At 60.0% G+C, this 20,810-nt stretch carries 18 protein-coding genes, 1 riboswitch and 1 other annotated feature; of the genes, 6 read left to right on the top strand and 12 right to left on the bottom strand.

Features of this window, described 5'->3' with window-relative positions:
* Window positions 1-617: 617 nt before the first annotated feature.
* Window positions 618-872 carry a hypothetical protein gene (locus ACX3P0_RS17110; protein WP_459090285.1) on the bottom strand — a complete coding sequence of 85 codons (255 nt, stop codon included), beginning with the start codon at window positions 870-872 and terminating at the stop codon, window positions 618-620.
* A 239-nt stretch (window positions 873-1,111) separates the two neighbouring features.
* Here ACX3P0_RS17110 and yghX point away from each other — a divergent pair, with 239 nt between their 5' ends.
* A complete protein-coding gene (gene yghX / locus ACX3P0_RS17105; protein WP_459090283.1) occupies window positions 1,112-1,999 on the top strand; it encodes a YghX family hydrolase in 888 nt (295 codons plus the stop codon).
* A gap of 168 nt (window positions 2,000-2,167) precedes the next feature.
* Here yghX and ACX3P0_RS17100 read toward each other — a convergent pair whose 3' ends face one another.
* The 11 genes from ACX3P0_RS17100 to ACX3P0_RS17050 form a co-directional block, all read right to left on the bottom strand.
* Window positions 2,168-2,509: a TraR/DksA family transcriptional regulator gene (locus ACX3P0_RS17100; protein WP_459090281.1), complete on the bottom strand. Its 342-nt coding sequence runs from the start codon at window positions 2,507-2,509 to the stop codon at window positions 2,168-2,170.
* 4 nt (window positions 2,510-2,513) lie between these two features.
* Window positions 2,514-3,365, bottom strand: coding sequence for a universal stress protein (locus ACX3P0_RS17095; protein WP_459090279.1), 852 nt, complete (start codon window positions 3,363-3,365; stop codon window positions 2,514-2,516).
* A gap of 16 nt (window positions 3,366-3,381) precedes the next feature.
* On the bottom strand, window positions 3,382-4,866 hold the full coding sequence (locus tag ACX3P0_RS17090; RefSeq protein ID WP_459090277.1) for a SulP family inorganic anion transporter: 1,485 nt from the start codon (window positions 4,864-4,866) through the stop codon (window positions 3,382-3,384).
* Window positions 4,867-4,942: 76 nt separating this feature from the next.
* Window positions 4,943-4,998: a sequence feature (sul1 is cis-regulatory element that is thought to sense ions involved in sulfur or methionine metabolism; They are found in Alphaproteobacteria), on the bottom strand.
* Between the two features lie 371 nt (window positions 4,999-5,369).
* Window positions 5,370-6,338, bottom strand: coding sequence for an alpha/beta fold hydrolase (locus ACX3P0_RS17085; RefSeq protein WP_459090275.1), 969 nt, complete (start codon window positions 6,336-6,338; stop codon window positions 5,370-5,372).
* 208 nt (window positions 6,339-6,546) lie between these two features.
* A complete protein-coding gene (locus ACX3P0_RS17080; protein WP_459090334.1) occupies window positions 6,547-6,669 on the bottom strand; it encodes a hypothetical protein in 123 nt (40 codons plus the stop codon).
* Between the two features lie 28 nt (window positions 6,670-6,697).
* A riboswitch (cobalamin riboswitch) is annotated at window positions 6,698-6,898 on the bottom strand.
* Window positions 6,894-10,703 (bottom strand): methionine synthase, encoded by a 3,810-nt coding sequence (gene metH / locus ACX3P0_RS17075; protein ID WP_459090273.1) that lies wholly within the window; start codon window positions 10,701-10,703, stop codon window positions 6,894-6,896. (Overlaps the previous riboswitch by 5 nt.)
* 273 nt (window positions 10,704-10,976) lie before the next feature.
* On the bottom strand, window positions 10,977-11,471 hold the full coding sequence (locus tag ACX3P0_RS17070; RefSeq protein ID WP_459090271.1) for a DUF805 domain-containing protein: 495 nt from the start codon (window positions 11,469-11,471) through the stop codon (window positions 10,977-10,979).
* Between the two features lie 76 nt (window positions 11,472-11,547).
* Window positions 11,548-11,991, bottom strand: coding sequence for a hypothetical protein (locus ACX3P0_RS17065; protein WP_459090269.1), 444 nt, complete (start codon window positions 11,989-11,991; stop codon window positions 11,548-11,550).
* A gap of 89 nt (window positions 11,992-12,080) precedes the next feature.
* Window positions 12,081-13,793: a vWA domain-containing protein gene (locus tag ACX3P0_RS17060; RefSeq protein ID WP_459090267.1), complete on the bottom strand. Its 1,713-nt coding sequence runs from the start codon at window positions 13,791-13,793 to the stop codon at window positions 12,081-12,083.
* A gap of 44 nt (window positions 13,794-13,837) precedes the next feature.
* Window positions 13,838-14,857 carry a hypothetical protein gene (locus tag ACX3P0_RS17055; RefSeq protein ID WP_459090265.1) on the bottom strand — a complete coding sequence of 340 codons (1,020 nt, stop codon included), beginning with the start codon at window positions 14,855-14,857 and terminating at the stop codon, window positions 13,838-13,840.
* Window positions 14,858-14,894: 37 nt separating this feature from the next.
* Window positions 14,895-15,881, bottom strand: a complete 987-nt coding sequence (locus ACX3P0_RS17050; RefSeq protein WP_459090263.1) for a hypothetical protein — start codon at window positions 15,879-15,881, stop codon at window positions 14,895-14,897.
* Window positions 15,882-16,168: 287 nt separating this feature from the next.
* Here ACX3P0_RS17050 and ACX3P0_RS17045 point away from each other — a divergent pair, with 287 nt between their 5' ends.
* The 5 genes from ACX3P0_RS17045 to ACX3P0_RS17025 all read left to right on the top strand — a co-directional run bounded on the left by ACX3P0_RS17045 (window position 16,169) and on the right by ACX3P0_RS17025 (window position 20,697).
* Window positions 16,169-16,774 (top strand): putative pterin-binding protein, encoded by a 606-nt coding sequence (locus ACX3P0_RS17045; RefSeq protein ID WP_459090261.1) that lies wholly within the window; start codon window positions 16,169-16,171, stop codon window positions 16,772-16,774.
* Window positions 16,775-16,821: 47 nt separating this feature from the next.
* Window positions 16,822-18,930, top strand: coding sequence for a sensor histidine kinase (locus ACX3P0_RS17040; RefSeq protein WP_459090259.1), 2,109 nt, complete (start codon window positions 16,822-16,824; stop codon window positions 18,928-18,930).
* 60 nt (window positions 18,931-18,990) lie between these two features.
* A complete protein-coding gene (locus ACX3P0_RS17035) occupies window positions 18,991-20,070 on the top strand; it encodes a response regulator (RefSeq protein ID WP_459090257.1) in 1,080 nt (359 codons plus the stop codon).
* A 77-nt stretch (window positions 20,071-20,147) separates the two neighbouring features.
* The gene (locus ACX3P0_RS17030; protein WP_459090255.1) at window positions 20,148-20,408 is read left to right on the top strand and encodes a hypothetical protein; all 261 of its coding nucleotides are present in this window, start codon (window positions 20,148-20,150) and stop codon (window positions 20,406-20,408) included.
* Window positions 20,386-20,697, top strand: a complete 312-nt coding sequence (locus tag ACX3P0_RS17025; protein ID WP_459090253.1) for a hypothetical protein — start codon at window positions 20,386-20,388, stop codon at window positions 20,695-20,697. Before ACX3P0_RS17030 ends, ACX3P0_RS17025 begins: the two co-directional genes overlap by 23 nt.
* Window positions 20,698-20,810 lie beyond the last annotated feature (113 nt).

Genomic DNA, 20,810 nt, shown 5'->3' with positions numbered 1-20,810 from the left:
AGTCTCCGAATGTTCTTGACGTACGCCTGTACACTGCACGCTCTTCACAGATAGTCTTGATCATTGCGTATCTTGTTGTCGTTTTGAATATCGAGGCCTCTGGACGACCATTCGAAATAGCAGAATCGCAGTGACCCAGGCGGAGCGCATAACATTATACCGGAACTGTTGGCGAACATTGTTTTCTGCGCTATCGTTCATGATAGCTGGCGGGCGCTTGCCGTTCCGCGAACACGGTCGAGGGAACGGGAGATGACGTTTGCGGCTAGGTTGATGGTGGAGAGAGGATCTATTCGGGACCAGTCGCAAGATTGGGGCGAGTACACGTTCGTCTCTCTTCCATCGCCCGGTGACCGGATTGCTGCAGAGTATGACGGAGCGATGCATTTTCTGACGGTGATCTGTGTGCATCATAGGCCGATACGCATTCGTAGCGACGCTGATCAGAAGGTCCGCACTTCGCCATCGGCCGAAGTCGTCGCCAAATGGACAAGTTCTGACTAAGTTGCCGTATGCTCTTCTGAGATATCAGTTGTGGTGCGACACTTCGAACTCGGCTCCGATTAAGGGCTTAAGGAACGCGGCTTGGATCGGCATTTCAATGAAGAGCAGCCGGATTAGCCGTTGCCAAGCACCATTGCTTTGATTTCCACCGTCGCTTCCAAAAGCGCCGTTCGCGAAATTCCCAACTGCTTCACAGCATCGCCAATTCGTCCCTGAGTAGCGACCAACGCCATCCAGCCTGAAAGCGTGGCTGGGCATGGCGTTCCGGACGACCGGCTTTTATGGTCGACCTGCGTATAGGCCGACTGCGGTGCGGCCAGCGCATTGAGGGGCGCGGCCTGACCGATCATCGCCGAAGTAGCCAGCATCTAGGCAGTGACAGCGGAGAGAACAAGACGTTTCACTGCGGTATCCCTTCGTTGGGTTTACGCCGCGAGGAGTAGTGCTCGGTTCTTGCCAGGTGAGAATTCAACGCGGGTTTCGCCACCGATGGCCGCTTGACCGATTTCGACCCAAACGACTGAGCAGCCTCGTTCTCGCGATTTTGAGAACCGTGCCGGGATTTATCGGCTAGGATGACACCGGTTTCAAAGACGAAAGACAGAAGATGACCCGGTTGACCGCGAAGGATTTCCCGCAGGAGTTGCTGGAACTCTACGACTTCTACGCACACGGCAAGATCACCAAACGTGAATTTTTCGATCGTGCCGGCAAGTTCGCCGTTGGCGGCATGACGGCAGCCGCCATCCTCATCTCAATGAGCCCGAACTATGCGCTGGCTCAGCAGGTGGAGTTCACCGATCCGGATATCCTGCCCGAGTATATCACCTATCCTTCGCCCAACGGACATGGCGAGGTACGTGGTTATCTGGTGCGGCCCGCAGGCGTCGCGGGTCCCGTACCCGGCGTCGTGGTGGTGCATGAGAACCGGGGGCTCAACCCCTATATCGAAGATGTGGCGCGCCGCGTGGCCAAGGCGGGGTTCGTCGCGCTGGCTCCCGATGGGCTGACTTCGGTGGGCGGCTATCCCGGCAATGACGAAAAAGGCCGAGAGCTTCAGCAACAGGTCGATCCGACCAAGCTGATGAACGACTTCTTCGCGGCGATCGAGTTCCTAATGATCAGCGACTTGACCACCGACAAAATTGGCATCACCGGCTTCTGCTACGGTGGCGGTGTGTCGAACGCCGCGTCTGTCGCGTATCCCGAACTGGCTGCCGCCGTCCCCTTCTATGGTCGTCAGGTGCCGGTCGAGGACGTGCAGAAGATCCAGGCGCCGTTGCTGCTGCAGTTCGCCGAGAACGACGCAAACGTCAATGCTGGCTGGCCGGCTTACGAGGCAGCCCTGAAGGAAAACGGCAAGGTGTACGAAGCCCATATCTACCCCGGCACCAACCACGGCTTCCACAACGATTCTACCCCCCGTTACGACGAGGCAGCAGCGAAACTTGCCTGGGATCGAACCATAGACTGGTTCAAGCGGTATCTGTCCTGATTGTCCGGGGTCAGCACGCCATCAGATCGAGGTGATGAGCATCTACTGCTTTGCAGTCAGTGCGCCTATGTATGGTGTCAGCCGCCGCATTCTCACCCGAAACGAGGCGTTTGAGACAAGCTCCGCCAGTTCGGCCAGCGCCGAATAGTCTGAGGACCGGAGCCCCTTTTAAGCGCAGCGCACGCATTTGAGCGCAGCAGGATCGATCTCCAGCCGACGCAGGCCGACGAACTCGCCGCAGTCAAGGCAGTAGCCAAACTTGCCTACCCGCATCCGGCGTAAAGCCTGTTCGAGAGCAACCTGCCGCGCCTGACGACGCCGTTCGACAGCTTTCGCCATCGCTTGCACCTGCAAGGCGTCCATGCGCGATAGGCGGCCGACCGACTGCTGGTCGAGCTCAACGGGAGACCGGTCCGCGTTCGTCGCCCGGGATTGGCAGGTCAGCTCCGCAAGCTCCGTCTCGATCCGAGAACGGAACCTGTCATCCAGCGATTCCGGATCCGGTTCCATATCCTTAACGAAACAGGACCATGGGGACCTTGCACGACCTGATCATCTCGGTGGTGGTCGATCCGATAATCATCGATCGAATGCGCGAATGGCCGTAGGCGCCCATCGCCAGGAGATCTATACCGTCGCGCTCCACAATGCCCGCCAGTGTCTTGTCAGGTTGGCCAGGAGCGATCTCGATCGACGCCTCATGGCCTCCCGCTTTCAACGTGGCTTGCGCATCTTCGAGCCTGCGCCGCAGTTCGACGCTTTCGGCACCTACCGTCAGTAGGCGAATGTCCAGCCCCGCAAAGAGTGGATTACGAGCGATATGGTCCACCGCCTTGATCACGCTTGGTCCACCGTCATAGGCGATCAGCACCTTATTGATCGCCCTCAAGGAACGCGCGGCCACGAAAACGGGTTTGGTCGCGGAACGGACGATGCATTCCAGATTGGAGCCCAGATGAAGCTTGGCGAAATCGGCACCTTCTCCGCGCTTGCCGATCACGATTCCACGCGAGCCGGGCTCGACCTCGGCGACTGCCTCCAGAAGATCGCCGTGGCGCAACCGCGCGGTCACGTTCTCCACGCCTGCCGCCCGGATCATTGCTTCCGCGTCCTCGAGAATGGCCCGTCCCCGCTTCTGCGCAAGTCGGGCGCGCTGTTCGTCGAGTGCTGAAAGCTCGTCCAAAAGCGCGGTGCGGGCACCGAGCGAGATCGCGCCCGACAGGTCCGAACTGCTGGTCTCGCGTCGCCCCAGCACATGGAGTAGTTCTATCGACGCGTCGGTGCGGCTGGCGATCCAGATCGCGCTCTCGCAGATGCTCTTCGAGTATATAGAGCCGTCGATCAGAGCGATGAGTTTTTCTGTCATGTAATCCTCCCTCGCGTCAGTGAGCCATCAACTTGTCGAGCGCGCCCGGCTTGTCGTGAACCGCAAGCCGGTCGACGATGGTTTCGCTCGCCTCGTTCATGCCCACAATTTCCACCTCCGCGCCCTCACGGCGGAATTTCAGCACGGCCATGTCGAGCGCCGCCACACTGGAAATATCCCAGATATGTGCGCGGGCAACATCGATCGTGACCTTCTCCAGCACCTCCTTGAAATCGAATCCGGCCATGAAGTTCTCGGCGGAAGCGAAGAACAGTTGGCCTTCCACCACATAGATTCGATGCCGGCCATCCTCGCTCCGGGTGGAGGATATCCGGAAAAGCTGCGCGATCTTCCAAGCGAAGAAGATGCCCGACAGAAGCACGCCGACGAGTACGCCAATTGCAAGATTGTGCGTGAGCACAACACCGACGACGGTTGCCAGCATGACCGCTGAGGACGAGCGCGGATGGGCCGTCAGGTTCTTGATTGAGGACCAGGAGAAGGTGCCGATCGAGACCATGATCATGATTGCGACCAGTGCGGCCATGGGTATCTGGCTCACAAGATCGCCGAGTACCAGGATCATGAAGAGCAAGAAGAGGCCAGCGGCGAAGGTCGATAACCGCCCGCGTCCGCCAGACTTCACATTGATGATCGACTGACCGATCATGGCGCAGCCGGCCATCCCACCGATGAAGCCGGTGGCGGTATTGGCAATACCCTGACCGATGCATTCCTGGTTGCGGTCCGACGGGGTGTCGGTGAGGTCATCGACAATTTGGGCCGTCATCAACGACTCCAGAAGTCCGACGACCGCGACCGCAAGCGAGTACGGAAGGATGACGAGAAGGGTATCGAGGTTCAGCGGGATATTCGGGATGAGGAATACCGGCAAGGTGGAGGGCAATTCACCCATATCGCCCACCGTGCGGATATCGAAGCCGAAGGAAATCGCAACGGCCGTCAGCACGATGATGCATATAAGTGGAGAAGGGATCGCCCTCGTCACGTAGGGGAACAGGTAGATGATCGCCAGGCCGGCTGCGACCATCACATAGGTCAGGCTTGGCACACCGACGAGCTCGGGAAGCTGCGCCATGAAGATCAGGATCGCCAGAGCATTGACGAAACCGGTTATGACCGAGCGCGAGACGAAACGCATCAACGAGCCCAGTTTAAGGAAGCCGGCAACGATCTGGATCAAACCGGCAAGCACCGTGGCAGCGAGCAGGAATTCGAGGCCATGATCGCGCACCAGCGTGACCATGAGCACCGCTGTCGCAGCAGTCGCGGCCGAGATCATGCCGGGCCGGCCGCCGACGAAGGCGATCAAGACCGCGATGGAGAAGGACGCGTAAAGGCCGACCTTCGGGTCGACGCCCGCGATGATGGAAAAGGCGATCGCCTCGGGGATAAGCGCCAAAGCGACAACAAGGCCGGAGAGCAAGTCTCCGCGCACATTGCCAACCCACTGTGCGCGGTAAGCAGAGAAAGAGGTCATGTAATTCCGAAATTTGACAAAACCAAACCAGCGGCTCCTGAGAGGCAGGGGTCGTACCGGAAGACGGTATTGATTTAGTTGTCCGGCGGATTGGCGGCCGGAAGAGCCACCCGGAGTTCCACCGGGTCCTAGTGAATGTCCTGCACATACGGGACTCCGCATTGCTATGCAACATCACTAGGTCATACGTCTGCCGGCAATAGTGACAGAAATCACATTCTTCGCGGCGGCCGTTCCTTCATATGTTCGGCCCCTGCGCTATCGTCAACCAGATATGAGACGAAGCCGGTTGAGGGACGCCTTGATCTTCTCCTGCTTGATGGACGAGGGATTAGCCAATCTGTCGTTCGGCCACGGTCCGAGTGCCAGTGCTGTTGATGCACTGATCGCTACCAAAGGCCGTCCTTCGAGGAAGATGCAAACTCTACGCTCCAAAGATCGACACTCTGGTCAGGACCCATTAATTTCCGAGTTCCAGTGACGACCGCGTCGAGCCTTTGCGGTCATTGCCCCAGTAGGAAATCCATGATGGCCCTGATGGATCTGTCGGGCGCGTCCTCGTAAACAATGTGAGACGCGCCTTCCACGACATGGAGCTGCGCATGGGGCAAAAGCTTGAGCAGCCGTGCCGACATTCTGTGAAATGCCGGGGGGCTTTCCGATCCCACCAGAAGCAGCGTCGGCACCCCGACAGTTGCGACTTGGTGCTCGTCGAGCGGGGGAAGGCCCTCTCCAAGCATCTGAGCCTTGTCGGATCTTCTGTTATCCCAGACCTGTTGATACCGCTCCGGGCTCAATCGATCGAAGCGGGACGATCCTAGGACACCTCTTCCAAATATCTCGAGGGCGGCCTTGTCGTCGCCGCGCCGGAATGCCTTTGCGGCAGGCTCCATCACGGTCCAACCAAGCTTCAGGATCGCAAATCCCGCGAAGGGTGATCTGGCAAGCATGGACAGGACTTGTCCCGGCCTCACCGGAAAGTCGAGAAACAGGGTCAAAACCGGAGGCTCGATCATCACGAGAGAACGAACGAGCTCGGGGTGTTGCATGGCAGTCATTAGGACGATGACGCCACCCCAAGAGTGGCCGATCAGGTGGGCGGGAGCCAGCATGTTCGATCGAAGGAGCTCAGCCAGATCGTCGACATGGGACTGGATCGGGTCGGCCGCGCCGTCAGGAATGTCTACATTCGGGCGTGCGAACCGTCGGCTGTACGCAGTAACTCTCCAGTGACGTCCCAGTTTTGGAACCACATAGTTCCAAGTGCGCAGATCGGACACGCCTCCATGCACCAAGACGACCGGATCCCCCTGACCTTCCTCGACATAAGCGAGCTGCGTGCCGTTAATGTCGAAGCTTCGCATGCTGGAAAACTGGTCTTCCATGTTCGGACAATAACAATTTTTGCCTTGAGTGTCGTTGCGCCTTGTCCGATCACGAGACGACAGATCCAACGCCAGAAGAGGCCGCAACGCTTGAAAACTCCTATCTCGTCATTTCAACGGGTTGCGTCGGCTACCTGTCATGCGAAGAGGGCGACATGAGCTGCCCTGTTCCGTCGGCCAGCTAGGAGATGGCCATGCAGACCAGGCGCATGGCAGCGTCTCCGAACAGCCCCTAAGCCGGGCTGGGCGACGAGCTCTGTCTATGAGGGCGTTCTCCCACGCTTGCGCCACTCCTTCATTGAACGCGATGAAGAGGACCTTTCGGTTGCGCAATGGCCATATGCGTCACGCGATAAGTCGCGATCTGTCCATCTTTACGCGTAACGCGGATTAGGTCGTTTTCTTCGATGTTCTTCAGAAAGGCAAAATGCGTGTCGCGATGGGCAGCATAGCCTGCGGTCCCTGCTCTCCCGTTTCCGACGTATTATCGAGATTCCCCGGACCAAAGGCCAGCGCTCGACCACTTACACTTTGAGGGCGATAGCCGAACCATTCAGGCTACCGTTGCGGGGGCAGCGCCGGCATCAAACCGGCTTCCAATTACCCCTTTGCCAATACGCAACATGACAGGAGACGGTGTCGCTACTCCGCTGCTTGGGCGAACGGCGCAGAAATATAGTTCAGGATCGGCCCCAGCCAGCGCTCGACATCCACCACCGCCATGCTCTTGCGGTGCGCATAATCTTCCACCTGATCTCGCTCGACCTTGGCGACGCCGAAATAGTAGCTCTCGGGATGCGAGAGGTACATGCCGGACACCGATGAGCCGGGCCACATGGCCATGCTTTCGGTCAGGCTGACGCCGGCATTCTTCTCGCCGTCGAGCAACCTGAACAGCGTCACCTTCTCGGTGTGATCGGGCTGCGCCGGATAGCCCGGCGCCGGGCGAATGCCCTGATACGGCTCACGGATCAGTTCGTCGGGTACGAGGTCCTCGTCCGAGGCATAGCCCCAAAACTCCTTGCGCACCTTCTCGTGCAGGCGTTCGGCGAAGGCCTCCGCGAAGCGGTCGGCCAATGCCTTGACCAGGATCGAATTGTAGTCGTCATTGGCGCGCTCGAAGCGCTCCGCGATCGCGACCTCTTCGATGCCGGCCGTCACGACAAATCCGCCGAGGTAGTCGGGTTTTCCACTCTCGACCGGCGCAACAAAATCGGAGAGCGCGACGTTGGCCCTGCCGTCACGCCTCGTCAGTTGCTGCCGCAGCGTGAAGAACGTTGCAAGTTCCTTGGACCGGCTCTCGTCGGTATAAAGCCGGATATCGTCGCCCACGGCATTGGCCGGCCAAAAGCCGATCACACCCTTCGGTGCGAACCATTTTTCGTCGATGATCTTCTTCAGCATCGCCTGGGCATCCTCGAAAAGCTGGCGGGCCGCCGGGCCCTGCTTCTCGTCGTCGAGGATTTTTGGATAGCGGCCTTTCAGTTCCCAGGTCTGGAAGAACGGCGTCCAGTCGATATAGCGGGCCAGTTCAGCAAGGTCCCAGCCTTTGAAGACCTTGAGACCGAGGAAGGAGGGTTTCGGCGGTTCGTAGTTCGCCCAGTCGATCTTGTGGGAATTGGCGCGCGCCCTGGCCAGCGGCAGCCGCAGTTTGTCGGCTTCCGATCGGTGATGCGCTTCGGTCACCTTCTTGTACTCGGTGCGCACCGTGTCGACATAGCCCTCCTTCGCGTCCTTCGACAGCAAGGCGGACACCACGCCAACCGCGCGGCTGGCGTCATTTACATAAACCGCCTGGCCCTGCTCGTAGCGCGGGTGGATTTTCACCGCCGTATGAACACGGCTGGTGGTGGCGCCACCGATCAGCAGCGGAATGTCAAAACCCTCGCGCTCCATCTCGGACGCGACATGCGCCATCTCGTCCAGCGAGGGCGTGATCAGGCCCGACAGCCCGATGATATCGACCTTCTCGTCGCGCGCCGTTTGCAAAATCTTGGTGGCCGGCACCATAACGCCGAGGTCGATGATCTCGTAATTGTTGCAGGCAAGCACGACGCCGACGATATTCTTGCCGATATCGTGCACATCGCCCTTCACCGTTGCCATCAGAATCTTGCCGGCGGTCTTGCGTTCGCCCGTGTCGATGCCCTTGGCAGCATTGGCCAGCTTTTCCGCCTCCATGTAGGGCAGCAGCAACGCGACCGCCTGCTTCATGACGCGCGCCGACTTCACCACCTGCGGCAGGAACATTTTTCCGGCGCCGAACAGGTCACCGACCACGTTCATGCCCGCCATGAGCGGGCCTTCGATGACATGCAGCGGGCGTTCGGCGGCCAGTCGCGCCTCCTCCGTATCTGCATCGATGAACTCGGTAATGCCGTTGACCAGCGCGTGCGAGATGCGCTGTTCGACCGGCCACTCCCGCCAGGCGAGGTCGCGTTCCCGGGCCTCCTGGCCGGCCGTACCCCTGAAGCGCTCGGCGATCTCCAGCAGGCGTTCCGTCGCGGTGCCTCCGGCCGCAGGCACGCGGTTGAGAACCACATCCTCGCAGGCCTCGCGCAATCCCGGTTCAATCGTATCGTAGACGACGAGCTGCCCGGCATTGACGATGCCCATGTCCATGCCCCGCTGGATCGCGTGGTAGAGGAACACGGCATGCATGGCCTCGCGCACAGGCTCGTTGCCCCGGAACGAGAAGGACAGGTTCGAGATGCCGCCCGAGATGTGGACATACGGCAAGGTCGAGGTGATCTCACCGATGGCCTCGATGAAGTCGACGCCGTAATTGTCGTGTTCCTCGATGCCGGTCGCCACCGCGAACACGTTGGGATCGAAGATGATGTCCTCCGGCGAGAAACCGGCCTGCTCGGTCAACAGCTTGTAGGCACGCGTGCAGATCTCGACCTTGCGCGCCTTGGTGTCGGCCTGGCCCTGCTCGTCGAAGGCCATCACGACGACAGCCGCGCCATACATGCGGCAAAGCTTTGCATGGTGCAGGAAAGCCTCCTCGCCTTCCTTCATCGAGATGGAATTGACGATCGGCTTGCCCTGCACGCATTTCAGGCCGGCCTCGATCACCTCCCATTTGGAACTGTCGATCATCACCGGCACACGCGCGATGTCGGGTTCGGCGGCGATCAGGTTCAGGTACTCGACCATCGCCTTCTTGGAATCGATCAGGCCCTCGTCCATGTTGATGTCGATGACCTGCGCGCCATTGGCGACCTGGTCGCGCGCCACCTCAAGCGCTGCCGCATAGTCGCCGGCGGTGACCAGCTTGCGGAATCTGGCGGAGCCGGTGACGTTGGTGCGCTCGCCGACATTGACGAAGGGAATGTCCTTGGTGAGCGTGAACGGCTCCAGGCCGGACAGTTGCATCAGGGGCTTGTGCTCTGCCGGGCTGCGTGGCGCATGCCGGCCCACTGCCTCGGCGATGGCGCGGATATGCTCCGGGGTCGAGCCGCAACAACCGCCGACGACATTGACGAGGCCTTCGCGCGCGAAATCCTCGACTTGGCCCGCCATGAAATCCGGGCTTTCGTCATATCCGCCGAAGGCGTTGGGAAGGCCGGCGTTCGGATAGGCGCAGGTGAACGTATCCGCGACGCTGGAAAGCTCGGCCAGATGCGGCCGCATGGCGGCCGCGCCGAGCGCGCAGTTCAACCCGACCGTGAAGGGCTTTGCGTGGCGGATCGAATGCCAGAAGGCGGTCGGCGTCTGGCCCGACAGCGTGCGGCCGGACAGGTCGGTGATCGTGCCGGAAATCATGATCGGCAGCCAGATACCCTTCTCGGCAAAGATTTCTTCGCAAGCGAAGATCGCCGCCTTGGCGTTCAGCGTGTCGAAGATCGTCTCGATGAGAATGATGTCGGAGCCCCCGTCGATCAGGCCGCGCAACTGCTCGCCATAGGCGAGGCGCAGGTCGTCGAAGGATGTCGCGCGGTAGCCGGGATTGTTGACGTCGGGCGACATCGAGGCCGTTCGGTTGGTCGGGCCGATCGCGCCGGCGACGAAGCGGCGCTTGCCGTCCTCCTGTTGCGCCCGGATCGCGGCGCGCCGCACCAGCCGCGCGCCATCACGGTTCAGTTCGTAGACGGCTTCCTCCATGCCGTAGTCCGCCTGCGCGATGGAGGTAGACGAAAACGTGTTCGTCTCGATGATGTCGGCGCCGGCTATGGCGTACTGATAATGAATATCCTCGATCGCCTTCGGCTGCGAAAGGATCAGCAGGTCGTTGTTGCCGTGCTGATGGCAGGCACAGCCGACGAACTTGTCGCCGCGAAAATGATCCTCGTCGAAGCCAAGTCCCTGGATCTGCGTGCCCATCGCACCATCGAGGATGAGGATACGCTCGCGTGCGGCGGTGGTCAGCGCGGCCAGCACTTTGGTGCCATCCGGTTTGGCGGCGACCGGGCCGAAAAGTTCATCCAGCAATGACAGATCATGCGACATATTTCGTTCCCAATGCGACAGCAGTCCTGCTATTCACATAACGATATCTTTATGTCAATATATCTATGGTGCATTCTCTCGAACCTCGATCGGGTAGCGATGGTTCTTATAAGTCGGTGCCGGTGTACTCATCCCCAAGAACTACGAGACATCGGTTGACGAAAAATCGACGTGACAGCACCGCTTGAAGAGATAACCAAACTGGTTCAAGCGCGCCTGCCGACTAGGTTTTTCAAGGTTTGTGTCGCCCCCTCTCACGTGCGGACGTTCCTATTAACCCGCTGACGCTTGCGGAGCCTCGCCCATCAAAGGATCTGGACCGTATACGTTGGTGCCGCTCGTGCCTTTTCGGAAGCCGAGCGTCACCAGCGCCCAGATCCCGATCACGAGCGTTACGATGTTGAGCGCCCATCCCAGCGTATTGGGCAGATAGATGCTCTGTCCGGCGAGCATCTGCTCGCTTCCGGTAAGCCCGAGGAGAGTTCCGACCTGCGATATCAAACCAGGCGCCATGAAAACCGCCATGAGAAGGCCTGGCTTGCCCTGATCGTGAAGCCGCTTCACCCCAACGGCGACAGCGGGATAAAGAAATGCCAGAGACAGGATCAGGCTTGCCACGGCTCCCAGCGTCGAGCTGACCGCTGAAAGCGGCATGACGATCACGATGGAAAGGATCACCGCCGCCAGGACCATGATCAGGCAGGCAATCCAGAAGGGCTTGCGATTGATGCGCCCGTCGAATGATGTGTAGAGATAGCGAAAGTCCATTTCGTGCCTCCTGTTTCGGATGGTCGTAAGGGTCGTGGGTGTCGCCAGAGGGTAGTTTGGGCCTCCGGATCTGCGGTCACAGCGCCGCGACAATGGCCTTTGCCAGTTCGGCGCTCTGCTGCTTGCGGGCCGACATGGTTTCTTTTTGCCATTCCTTGATTGCCGTCATTATCGATTTGCCCGGTTCCGACGGCATCATGCCGTGGCCGTGATAGGCGCCCAGGCGAAGTTGCAGATTGCCCTGCCGGACATAGAGCGTTCCGAACCTCGTCCCGAAACGGGCCTCATCTGCAACACCCTCCACATCCTCGAAGTGAAGCCCCTTGCCGCCGCCCGCGCTGGAAAGCTGCTTGGCCGCGCCCTGCTTGGTTCCGCTGTCGAGTTCTACCTTTTCTGTGGCCTTATTCACGATGCCATCCATGGCATCGGAGACTTCCTTGGCGGACATGCCGCGTGTGACACTACGGAAATTGCTCGAAGCCGCCTCTGCCGTGTCGAAGACATCGACTCCAAGGCTCACTTCCAGCATCTCCTTGTCCCCCTTCCAATCACTATATGTTTCTTGGTGTCGGCGCCTGACTGCCACCCCGGAAACGGGCGGTGATTCAGCTATTCGACAATCAGCGGGATCTCCGCCGCCACTTCACCTGTGCCGCGCATCTTGTAGCGGATCAGGTATTCTCCGGGCGATGACGGCGCGAAGATCGATAATGGGCTTCCCTGAGACGTTCGCGTCTCGCGCAGCGGCTTGGTATCGGCAGGCGCACCGGCCGGCACGATTTCGATGAAATCCTCCCAATTGGCCGGTCCGGTCCATTCCACCTTGAGGGTCGCCCCGGTTGCAGCGGAACCCGGCGCCGACAGGCTGGCCGCCGCCTCCGCCAGCGTCACGGGGACGCTCGCCAGCACGCGCTTGGACTGGTTCACCACATAGCGGATTTCGTAGGCGCCGATGGCTTTCGGCATAGTGATCTTCGCCGGAGAGCCGCGGTTGGTGCGGGCGTAGTCGTTATACTTATCCTCAGGCGCGCCCTTCTCGACGACGGTAATGTAGTCGTCGTGACTGTCCGGGCCCGTCCAGGCAATTTCGACGGCGCCTCCCGGAACGGGCGTGTTCAGGATTTCGAGGGTCGCCGATACGGGCGTCAGCGTGACCGCCTGGCTGGCCAGAACGCGCTTGGACTGTTGCATCACATAGCGGATTTCGTAGGCGCCGACGGCGTCGGGTGCCCGGATTTTCGCCGGCGAGCCGCGGTTGGTGCGGGCGTAGCTGTTATACTTATCCTCAGGCGCGCCCTTTTCGACGATGGTGATGTAGTCGTCGTGATTATCCGGCCCCGTCCAGGCAACCTCGAAGTCCGAACCGGCAGGAATCTCGGCGGGCGCTTCGACCGTTGAAGAAACAGGCGTCAGCGTGACGTCCTGGCTGGCCAGCACACGCTTCGTTTCCTTCAGTACATAGCGGATTTCGTAGGCGCCGACGGCGTCGGGTGCCCGGATATTTGCCGGCGAGCCCCGGTTGGTGCGGGCGTAGCTGTTATATTTATCCTCAGGCGCGCCCTTTTCGACAATGGTGATGTAGTCGTCGTGATTGTCCGGGCCCGTCCAGGCGACCTCGAAGTCCGCACCGGCAGGAATCTCGGCGGGCGCTTCGACGGTTGCGTCCGGCAATTTTTCTTGCACCGGTTCCGGTTCGGTTTGAACCACCGCCACGGTCTCGCTCATGGCGCGCGTTAGTTCGGCCGCATTGCCGGCCGGGAAATAACGCCCGCCTGTCTTTTCGGCCAGGCATGAAACCTGCCTGCCCTCATCCTCCGATAGGCCGAACCCGACGACATGCGCGGTAAAATCCATGCCGCGCTCTTCCAGGTCGGCTGCAATCGCACATGGATCCGCCTCACATGTCTCGATGCCATCGGTAATGAGAATGACCGTCGCCTTGTCTTCGGTGAAGCGCAGCGTGTCGGCGGCCTTCCTTACAGCGGCCGAGATCGGCGTCTTGCCGAGAAATTTCATGTTGTCGGCGGCGGCGATGATTTCCGGCCCGGCATTGGCGTGGGGCGGAACCAGCAACTCGATATCCGAGCAATTGCCCTTTTCCCGGTGGCCATATGCCATGAGGCCCAGCTCAAGGCCGTCGGGCACGTTTTCCAGAACATCACGCAGGGCGCTACGCGCGATCTCGAGTTTAGGCACGCCTTCGATCTGACCCCACATCGAGCCAGACCCGTCGAGGACGATGATCGATCGCTCGGCAGCCATTGCCGGCACGCTCAAGCCGAGCAACGCCGAAACAGCCAGAAACTTCGCAAAAATGTTCATGGTGGTAGACCTTCTTAAAATTCGGAAGAACGGGCCGCGCATTCTCATTGCCGTCCTGGGCGGTGGACTGTCAGTTCGTGCCACTCGATCAGATCGCGGCCGACCTGGAGACGCTGTGTCCAGATGTCGGAAATAGCGTCGTCCATCAGCCAGGGTCGATGAAGAAGGCCCAAGGCCGTCTGCTCCTGGCCACTTATGTTCATCGAAATGACGAAAACCATTTGCGGCCTGTCGGCAAAGGCCCCGTCGCCGGGTTCCTCGCCATTGCGCGTCGCATGGGAGAACAGATAATCGGCAATACCGGCCGGCCCCGGCATGGCGCCATCCGTCTCTTGATAGACGGGAAGCTCAAAATCGGGCGCCGATATCGTCTGCCATTTCCCGCTCGGCCCCTCGGGAATGTCGAGTGACAGGCAGGGCACGCCCAGGCAATCGGCCGCTCGCGCCTCACGATCGCTCAGTTCCTTGCGGCTGGCGCGCACGACGCTCGCCCGCATCCCCATCACTTCGCCGGCAATGAAACGCCATGTGATATGCGGGCCTATGCCGAAGACCTTCTCAGGCGCGGCATTCTCGGCTCCATACGCACCAATAACGTCCTTGTGGACGGCAGGCCCGAGATTGAACCTCGTCACCTCGACATAGGCGTATCGAACATCGGGATAGTCGGGGGATGCCGCTGACAGCCGGTAGGTGACCTGGTAACGGGTGTGGGGAAGCTGCGCCTCGCGGCTTTCCACGAGCAGAATGCTTTTCGTGACCGGATCGATGGCGGCGTCGGGCTGGAAAGCGGAAGACCCTATTTGCGGGAAGCGTGCCGGGTCATACCAGTTCCCCTCGGTCAGGGACTCTGCATCGATCTCGGTGAATCCACCCTGTCCGACGAAGCCATCGAAACGCTGCTCCAACTCGTTCGTAACCGTTTCCGGCAGGACGACAGCGAGGGCCGACGACATGGTCAAGCCCGCCTGCAGTATGATCGCCACCGCCGCTATGCCCATGCGGTGCGGCCTGAAAATGGCGGAAGCAGATTTGGAATGTGCAGGTTTGCAATGCGCTGTCACCAGGTTCTCCCGTTCGCGCCGATCAATTCATTCAGTGTCATGGCAGCTTCGCCGCCAGCGCGGACGGCGCGCCCCGCGGCTTCGACCAGGCGAGCGCGCGGTCCTTGAGAGTACGGAATTTCCCCGACAGCTCGTCGAGGCGCGCTTCCCATGCGGGGTCCGGCCGCTGACCGTCGATGGCGCGGAAATAGGCCTGCATCATGCAGGCGATGGCAAACGGCTCAAGCAGCGCAGCTTTCACGCTCCATGCAAACAACAGCGCAAAGATCACGCCGCCCGCCGCCCACGCGCCCGGTATCAGGTAAACGATGGCCATTGCCGGCGCGAGCATGACAAGGAAAACCAGAAACGACAGCCCATAGACGAATAAGGCGATCCACGCCGCGTTCTTCAGCATCGGCTTGTAGTTCTGGCCATAGAGGATCAGGGCCGTGCGGGCAGACTCCCACGGGTTGGTCGCACCCGTTCTGATGGCATAGGCGAAGATCACCTCGTCGATCAGGCCGACGGCGATCCGCAAAAATGCGCGCAATATGCTGGCCAACTGTTTTATGCCCGGCAGCGGCAGGATCGAAAGTATGCCGCGCATCAGCCCGGTGATGGCGGCGAGAACGCCCTTGACGAGCTGGTCCACCGCAAACAGCACACTTGCCTCGGCGAACCGCTCGCTGACGACCGATTGCGCATAGGATATCTGCGAACGCCCTTCCGGCATGGGCTTGCCGTCAAGCAGTTCCACCAGCACCGCGATGTGGCCCGCCTTGACCAGATACAGGATATATTCGCGCAGCCAGTACATGACCACGCCGACAATTCCGAAGCCGGCGATCCCGCCCCATAGCGAGGCGCTTGCCCGAAAACCCTCGTCGCCGATATTTCCGATCCCCCAGCCGACACCGGCGCCAACGCCCGTGGCAACGACATAGGCGACAGCGATGCCGAAATAGACCAGCATGCGGAAGATGACGAATGGCAGCGTCCGCCACATAAGGCTGAGCGCCTTGCCTATTTCAAAATCCCACATTGCTCCCCCAACAGGCGTGTCACGCCTCGACCATAGGCGAATGCGATCCCTCGGCGATTCGCAACCCAGCCTTCCGGTATCAGAAAGATCAGGGTGGGCGCCCCGTCTAAACGGACGGGAAAGGAGAATTAAATCGCTGCACGCTTCTCAGTAACCTGTCTTTGGGAAGGTCAATTCGCAGGCGTCGGTTCATCTTAGGAACTTTCACTTCGAACAAAGCCAGGCGCCCACGTCCTTGCATTTTGTGATCGACCGAACGTAGCCTGATCTCTGCTATGGGGGCGAGGATGCGAATTGAACGTGCACATCGAACGGACCGGAGTTGGAACGGCGAACCTTTTCAAAACCCGAAGGATGACGGGTCCACGCGCTGGCTACCCGGATTTGCCCGATATTTCCGGCCTATCCTGCTGGTCGCAGCCCTGCTCGGACTTCCGGCCGGGGCTTTGGCAAAAGATCTGCCGCAGCCGGCCGGCAAGGTGTTGCTGCGTATTACGGGCGATATCGAACGCACCAATGGCGACGGCGAGGCCCGTTTCGATCGCGCAATGATCGAGGCGCTTGCCCTGAGCACGCTGGAGACTACGACGGTCGTCGCAGACGGCGTCAAACGGTTCAAGGGCGTCCTGATGCGTGATTTGCTCGATGTCGTCGGTGCAGCCGGGACGGTCGTCACCGCAAGCGCTCTCAATGATTATGTTGTCGACATACCCGTGACCGATTTTGAGGAATTCGATGTTCTGATGGCATTCCAAATGGATGGAGAGCAGCTTACCCGGCGCGACAAGGGGCCATACTGGATCGTTTATCCACGCGACGATTTCACGGTGTTGCAGGACATCAGATATGATTCTCGCTGGGTCTGGCAGTTGCACCATCTGGACGTCCGGTGAGAGAGCGGCGTCGAAATCTCATCTCGTACGGCGTGCCGGCGATTGTCGTGGTGGCGTTCGCCGTCTTCCTGGCGTTCTCCATGTCGACCCTGGCGAGAATCGAAAAGGACATGCGTCTCAATGTCGGAGAGAACATGCTCTGGGTCCTCACGCAGGCGGAAATCGCCGGTCTGCGCCTCGATGAACAGGTCGCAAGGCGGACCAACGGTGACCTCGAAAATACGGATATCCGGCTTCGGTACGACATTTTGCTGAGCCGCCTGAAACTGCTGTCCCAGGGGCCGCAGGCCCGGTACCTGGATGAACTCGGGATGGCCCATGCCATCGGCGAACATTCGGAGGCTGTCCATATTTTCGAGCCCCGCCTCGACACAATCGTGCCGGGTGCAACAGTCATAGCGGACGAATTTCACGAAGCGCTGCAACCCTTGAACGCGCTGTTGGGTCGGGTCGCCAACGCGGCGATGATAAGGCAGTGGGAAGAATCGGGAGCGCGGCTCGACCAATACCGAGGTGCTGTATTGCAGGTCATCGCCGCTGCCATCGGCATCATGCTCAGCGGGCTGTTTCTGGCGGTAAGGCTGCTGCTCACTCTCCACAAGGAAAGAGCCGCGGAGCGATCGCTCCGCAAGGAAAAGGAATTCTCCGATCTGCTGATCAACTCGAGCGGCGAGGGCATCGTGGCGCTGGACAGCGGGTTGCGATGCATATTGCTGAACCCCGGCACGGAGCGCCTCTTCGCCGTCACAGCCGCAAGCTGCACCGGAATGGAGATCGCGCAGGTTTCCAATTTCTTCGAGAAGCCATCGATCAAAACCGCACTTGAGAGCGGGCTGGCCGGGGAGGAGGTCTTCGTCGGCGACGAGATGTTCGTCCCGAAACCGGACGCGGCACAGGTCTATATCGACCTGGCATGTTTTCCATTGCGTACCGAGGGCAAGACGACCGGTATTATCCTGTTCATTCGCGATGTGACCGAACGCCATGCCGCTCAGCGTGCATTGGCGCGCCACAGCAGCCAGCTCGAAAAGATTGTCCAGGAACGGACACGCGATCTCGAACATGCCCAGCTTCAGCTCGTGTCGGCGATCGACACGGCGCCGGACGGGTTTGCAGCTTTCGACACGGAAGGCCGACTGGTCCTGGCCAATCGTCATCTTCGGGACTTGCTGCCATTGAACGACGATCTGGTCGCGGCCGGAACGCCGGTTCAGCATGTAATGGATGCCGTGATGCAATTGGCCCACCCGGATCAGGGCGCTCATCCCGATAGTGAACTCACGGAGGGAAGCGATGTGCGCAGGGATCTCCATATGGCGGGCGGCAAATGGACCCAGATGACCATCAGATCGATGCCCACGGGGGGGACCGTCATGCGCCTAGCGGATGTCACGCCATACAAGATGGCCGCGCTCGCTTTGGAGGAAGCGCTGAAGAAGGAGCAGGGCGTCAATGAGTTCTATCGAAGTTTTGCCGCCATGGCCTCGCATCAGTTTCGTACGCCGCTGGCCGTCATCGACTCCAGTACTCAACGGCTCGCACGCCGCGGAGAAAAAGTGACGGCCGATGAACTTGCCGAACGCACCACCAGGATACGAGCCGCCATCAGCAGGATGACCCAGCTTATCGACACGACGCTGAGCGCCACTCGTTTCGATGCCGAACCGGAGCATGTCAATGCGAATGATTGCGATGTCGCCGCTCTGGTCCGCGGTGCCTGCGCGCACCAGCAGGACGCCATGCCGGGACGCCGGATTCTGGTATCGGCTGAGAGTGATCCGATGGAAGTGCAATGCGATCCGGTTCTGGTCGAGCAGGTTCTGACGAACCTTCTTTCGAACGCGCTCAAATATTCACCGTCAACGGCCCCGGTCGAGGTACGCGTCTGGGCCAACGGCGGATCGTTCTGCTGCTCCGTGAAAGACGATGGCGTCGGCATTCCCACCGACGAGCTACCGCGTCTGTTCGAGCGGTTTTTCCGGGCCAGCACCGCGCACCATATAGCGGGCACCGGGCTTGGCCTCAACCTCGCGCGTCATCTGGCGCGCATGCATGGCGGGGATGTCACGGTGGAAAGCGAGGAAGGGGTCGGGTCCACCTTTACGCTGCGTCTTCCGCAAGTTGCGGAAAGCCGCTTGGCGCGCGACGTCGCGTAAACAACCGCAAGCCGGTGTTAAGAGGTCGATATGGTTCAGAGCCCTGTTGGAAATCTGGAGATGAACGCGTCTTCCAAAGATGCTGAAACGACCAGGCCGCTACTGCTTTGCGTGGAAGACGAAGACGATCTGCGTATCGATCTCGTCGAAGAGCTGGAGGAAGCCGGATATACGGTTCTCGAAGCCAGCAATGGCGCACAGGCCATGGCGCAACTGGCTGCGGTGAACCCCGACCTCATCCTGTGCGACGTAAACATGCCGGTCCAGAATGGCTACGATCTTTTGCGGGAAGTCCGCAAAACACGACCGGACCTTGCCGACGTTCCCTTCGTCTTCCTGACGGCATTGGCAGATCCGAAAGAAGTCGCGGACGGCAAGCGTGCCGGCGCCGACGACTATCTCGTCAAGCCGATCGATTTCGAACTGATGCTGGCGACCATTGCCGCCAGGCTACGTCAGGTCTCGCGGATGCGCGATAAGGTCGCGGCCGAGGTCGTCGAAATCCGCGGTGCTCTCGCCAACTTGCAGGAACAGGAAACCCGCAGCATTTTCGACAACACCGTTCGTGTCCTTGACTATGTCGCCCTCGGCATTGTTCTTCTCGATCGCCATGGCCAGGTTCGTTTTGCCAATCGCACGGCGCGTGATTACGCGGGGGAAGATGACGGGCTAATCATCGGCGAGACGATGAAGGCGTCGCTCGCTGATCATTCCACGGAACTGAAGCGCATCATATCGGCAACGATCGATGCCGGCCTGAAAGGGGATGACCAGGTCATGTGTCTGACGGTGCCCAGACCATCGGGACGCCGCGACCTGCTTGTTCTTGCCTGTACCCTGGCCGGCCAGGATGACGGCGAGGGGACGGCCGCCGCCATGTTCATTTCGGACCCTGAACGCCGTCCTTGCGTTCCCGAAAACGTTCTGTGCGGACTTTTCGGCCTGACGCCCACCGAGGCGCAGATCGCGCTTGCCTTGGCCGAGGGGAAACGTCCCGACTATATTTCGGCGAGTTTCGGGGTTTCGCCAACGACCACCGCCTTCCATATGCGCAACCTGTTTCGGAAGACGAATACGAACCGCCAGGCAGACCTGATCGCCCTTGTCCTGGCCGGGCCAATGGCGATGACTCTGGATTGAACACAGGTTCTGAGCTCGAGATAAGGCGCATCTGCGGCACGGATCGTGGCCGTCGCACGAGCGTTCAAGGCCTCGGCATGATCTTTCCATCGAACCGTGTGCGAATCATGGTGGCGACGAAGCCGGTGGACTTCCGCAAAGGCCATGCCCAGTTTGAAGCGCTGTTTGCGGGCCTCGACTGGCGACGCGTTCGGGCCCTGGAGGCGATCGCGAAGCCGGGTGCCAACCCTGCGGCGGCTCCGATACGATTGACGCATGCATCGTCGGCAGGTGGCAGGAAACGGGCGACGGCCGATCGAATGGATGCAAAGGGTCATGCAACGGCCGAAGGTAATTGAGGGCGAACGACGGAATGTCATCACGGTCTACGAATCTGATGGCACCTACGCGACCGCTTCGCTTGCCGCCGAATTGACGACGATTGCGAAAACCAATCGTGGTGATATGCGTGGCGACGGCCAGGCGGCTTCGCAGACGGCCGGGCGCTGGTCCGTGGAAGACGGGCAGCTCAATCTGTGCCAGGATCAACTACGGTTTCGAGGAAAGCTGAAAGCGACCTCTCCCGACGCCATGACCACGACACATGAGCTTCCGGTGCCGGCGACACCGGAGCCGATGATGACATAATATTCAAGGATCCGGCGCGAAACCGAGTAGACATTATTGGCCAGGCACCGGCGGACAAGGGGAATGCGATGGAACCGCGGTCAAAAGGGAGTTGCATTGGCGGCAGAATCTCG

It is taken from the genome of Mesorhizobium sp. A556, assembly GCF_054489545.1.
This window is presented reverse-complemented; position numbering and strand designations above follow the sequence as displayed.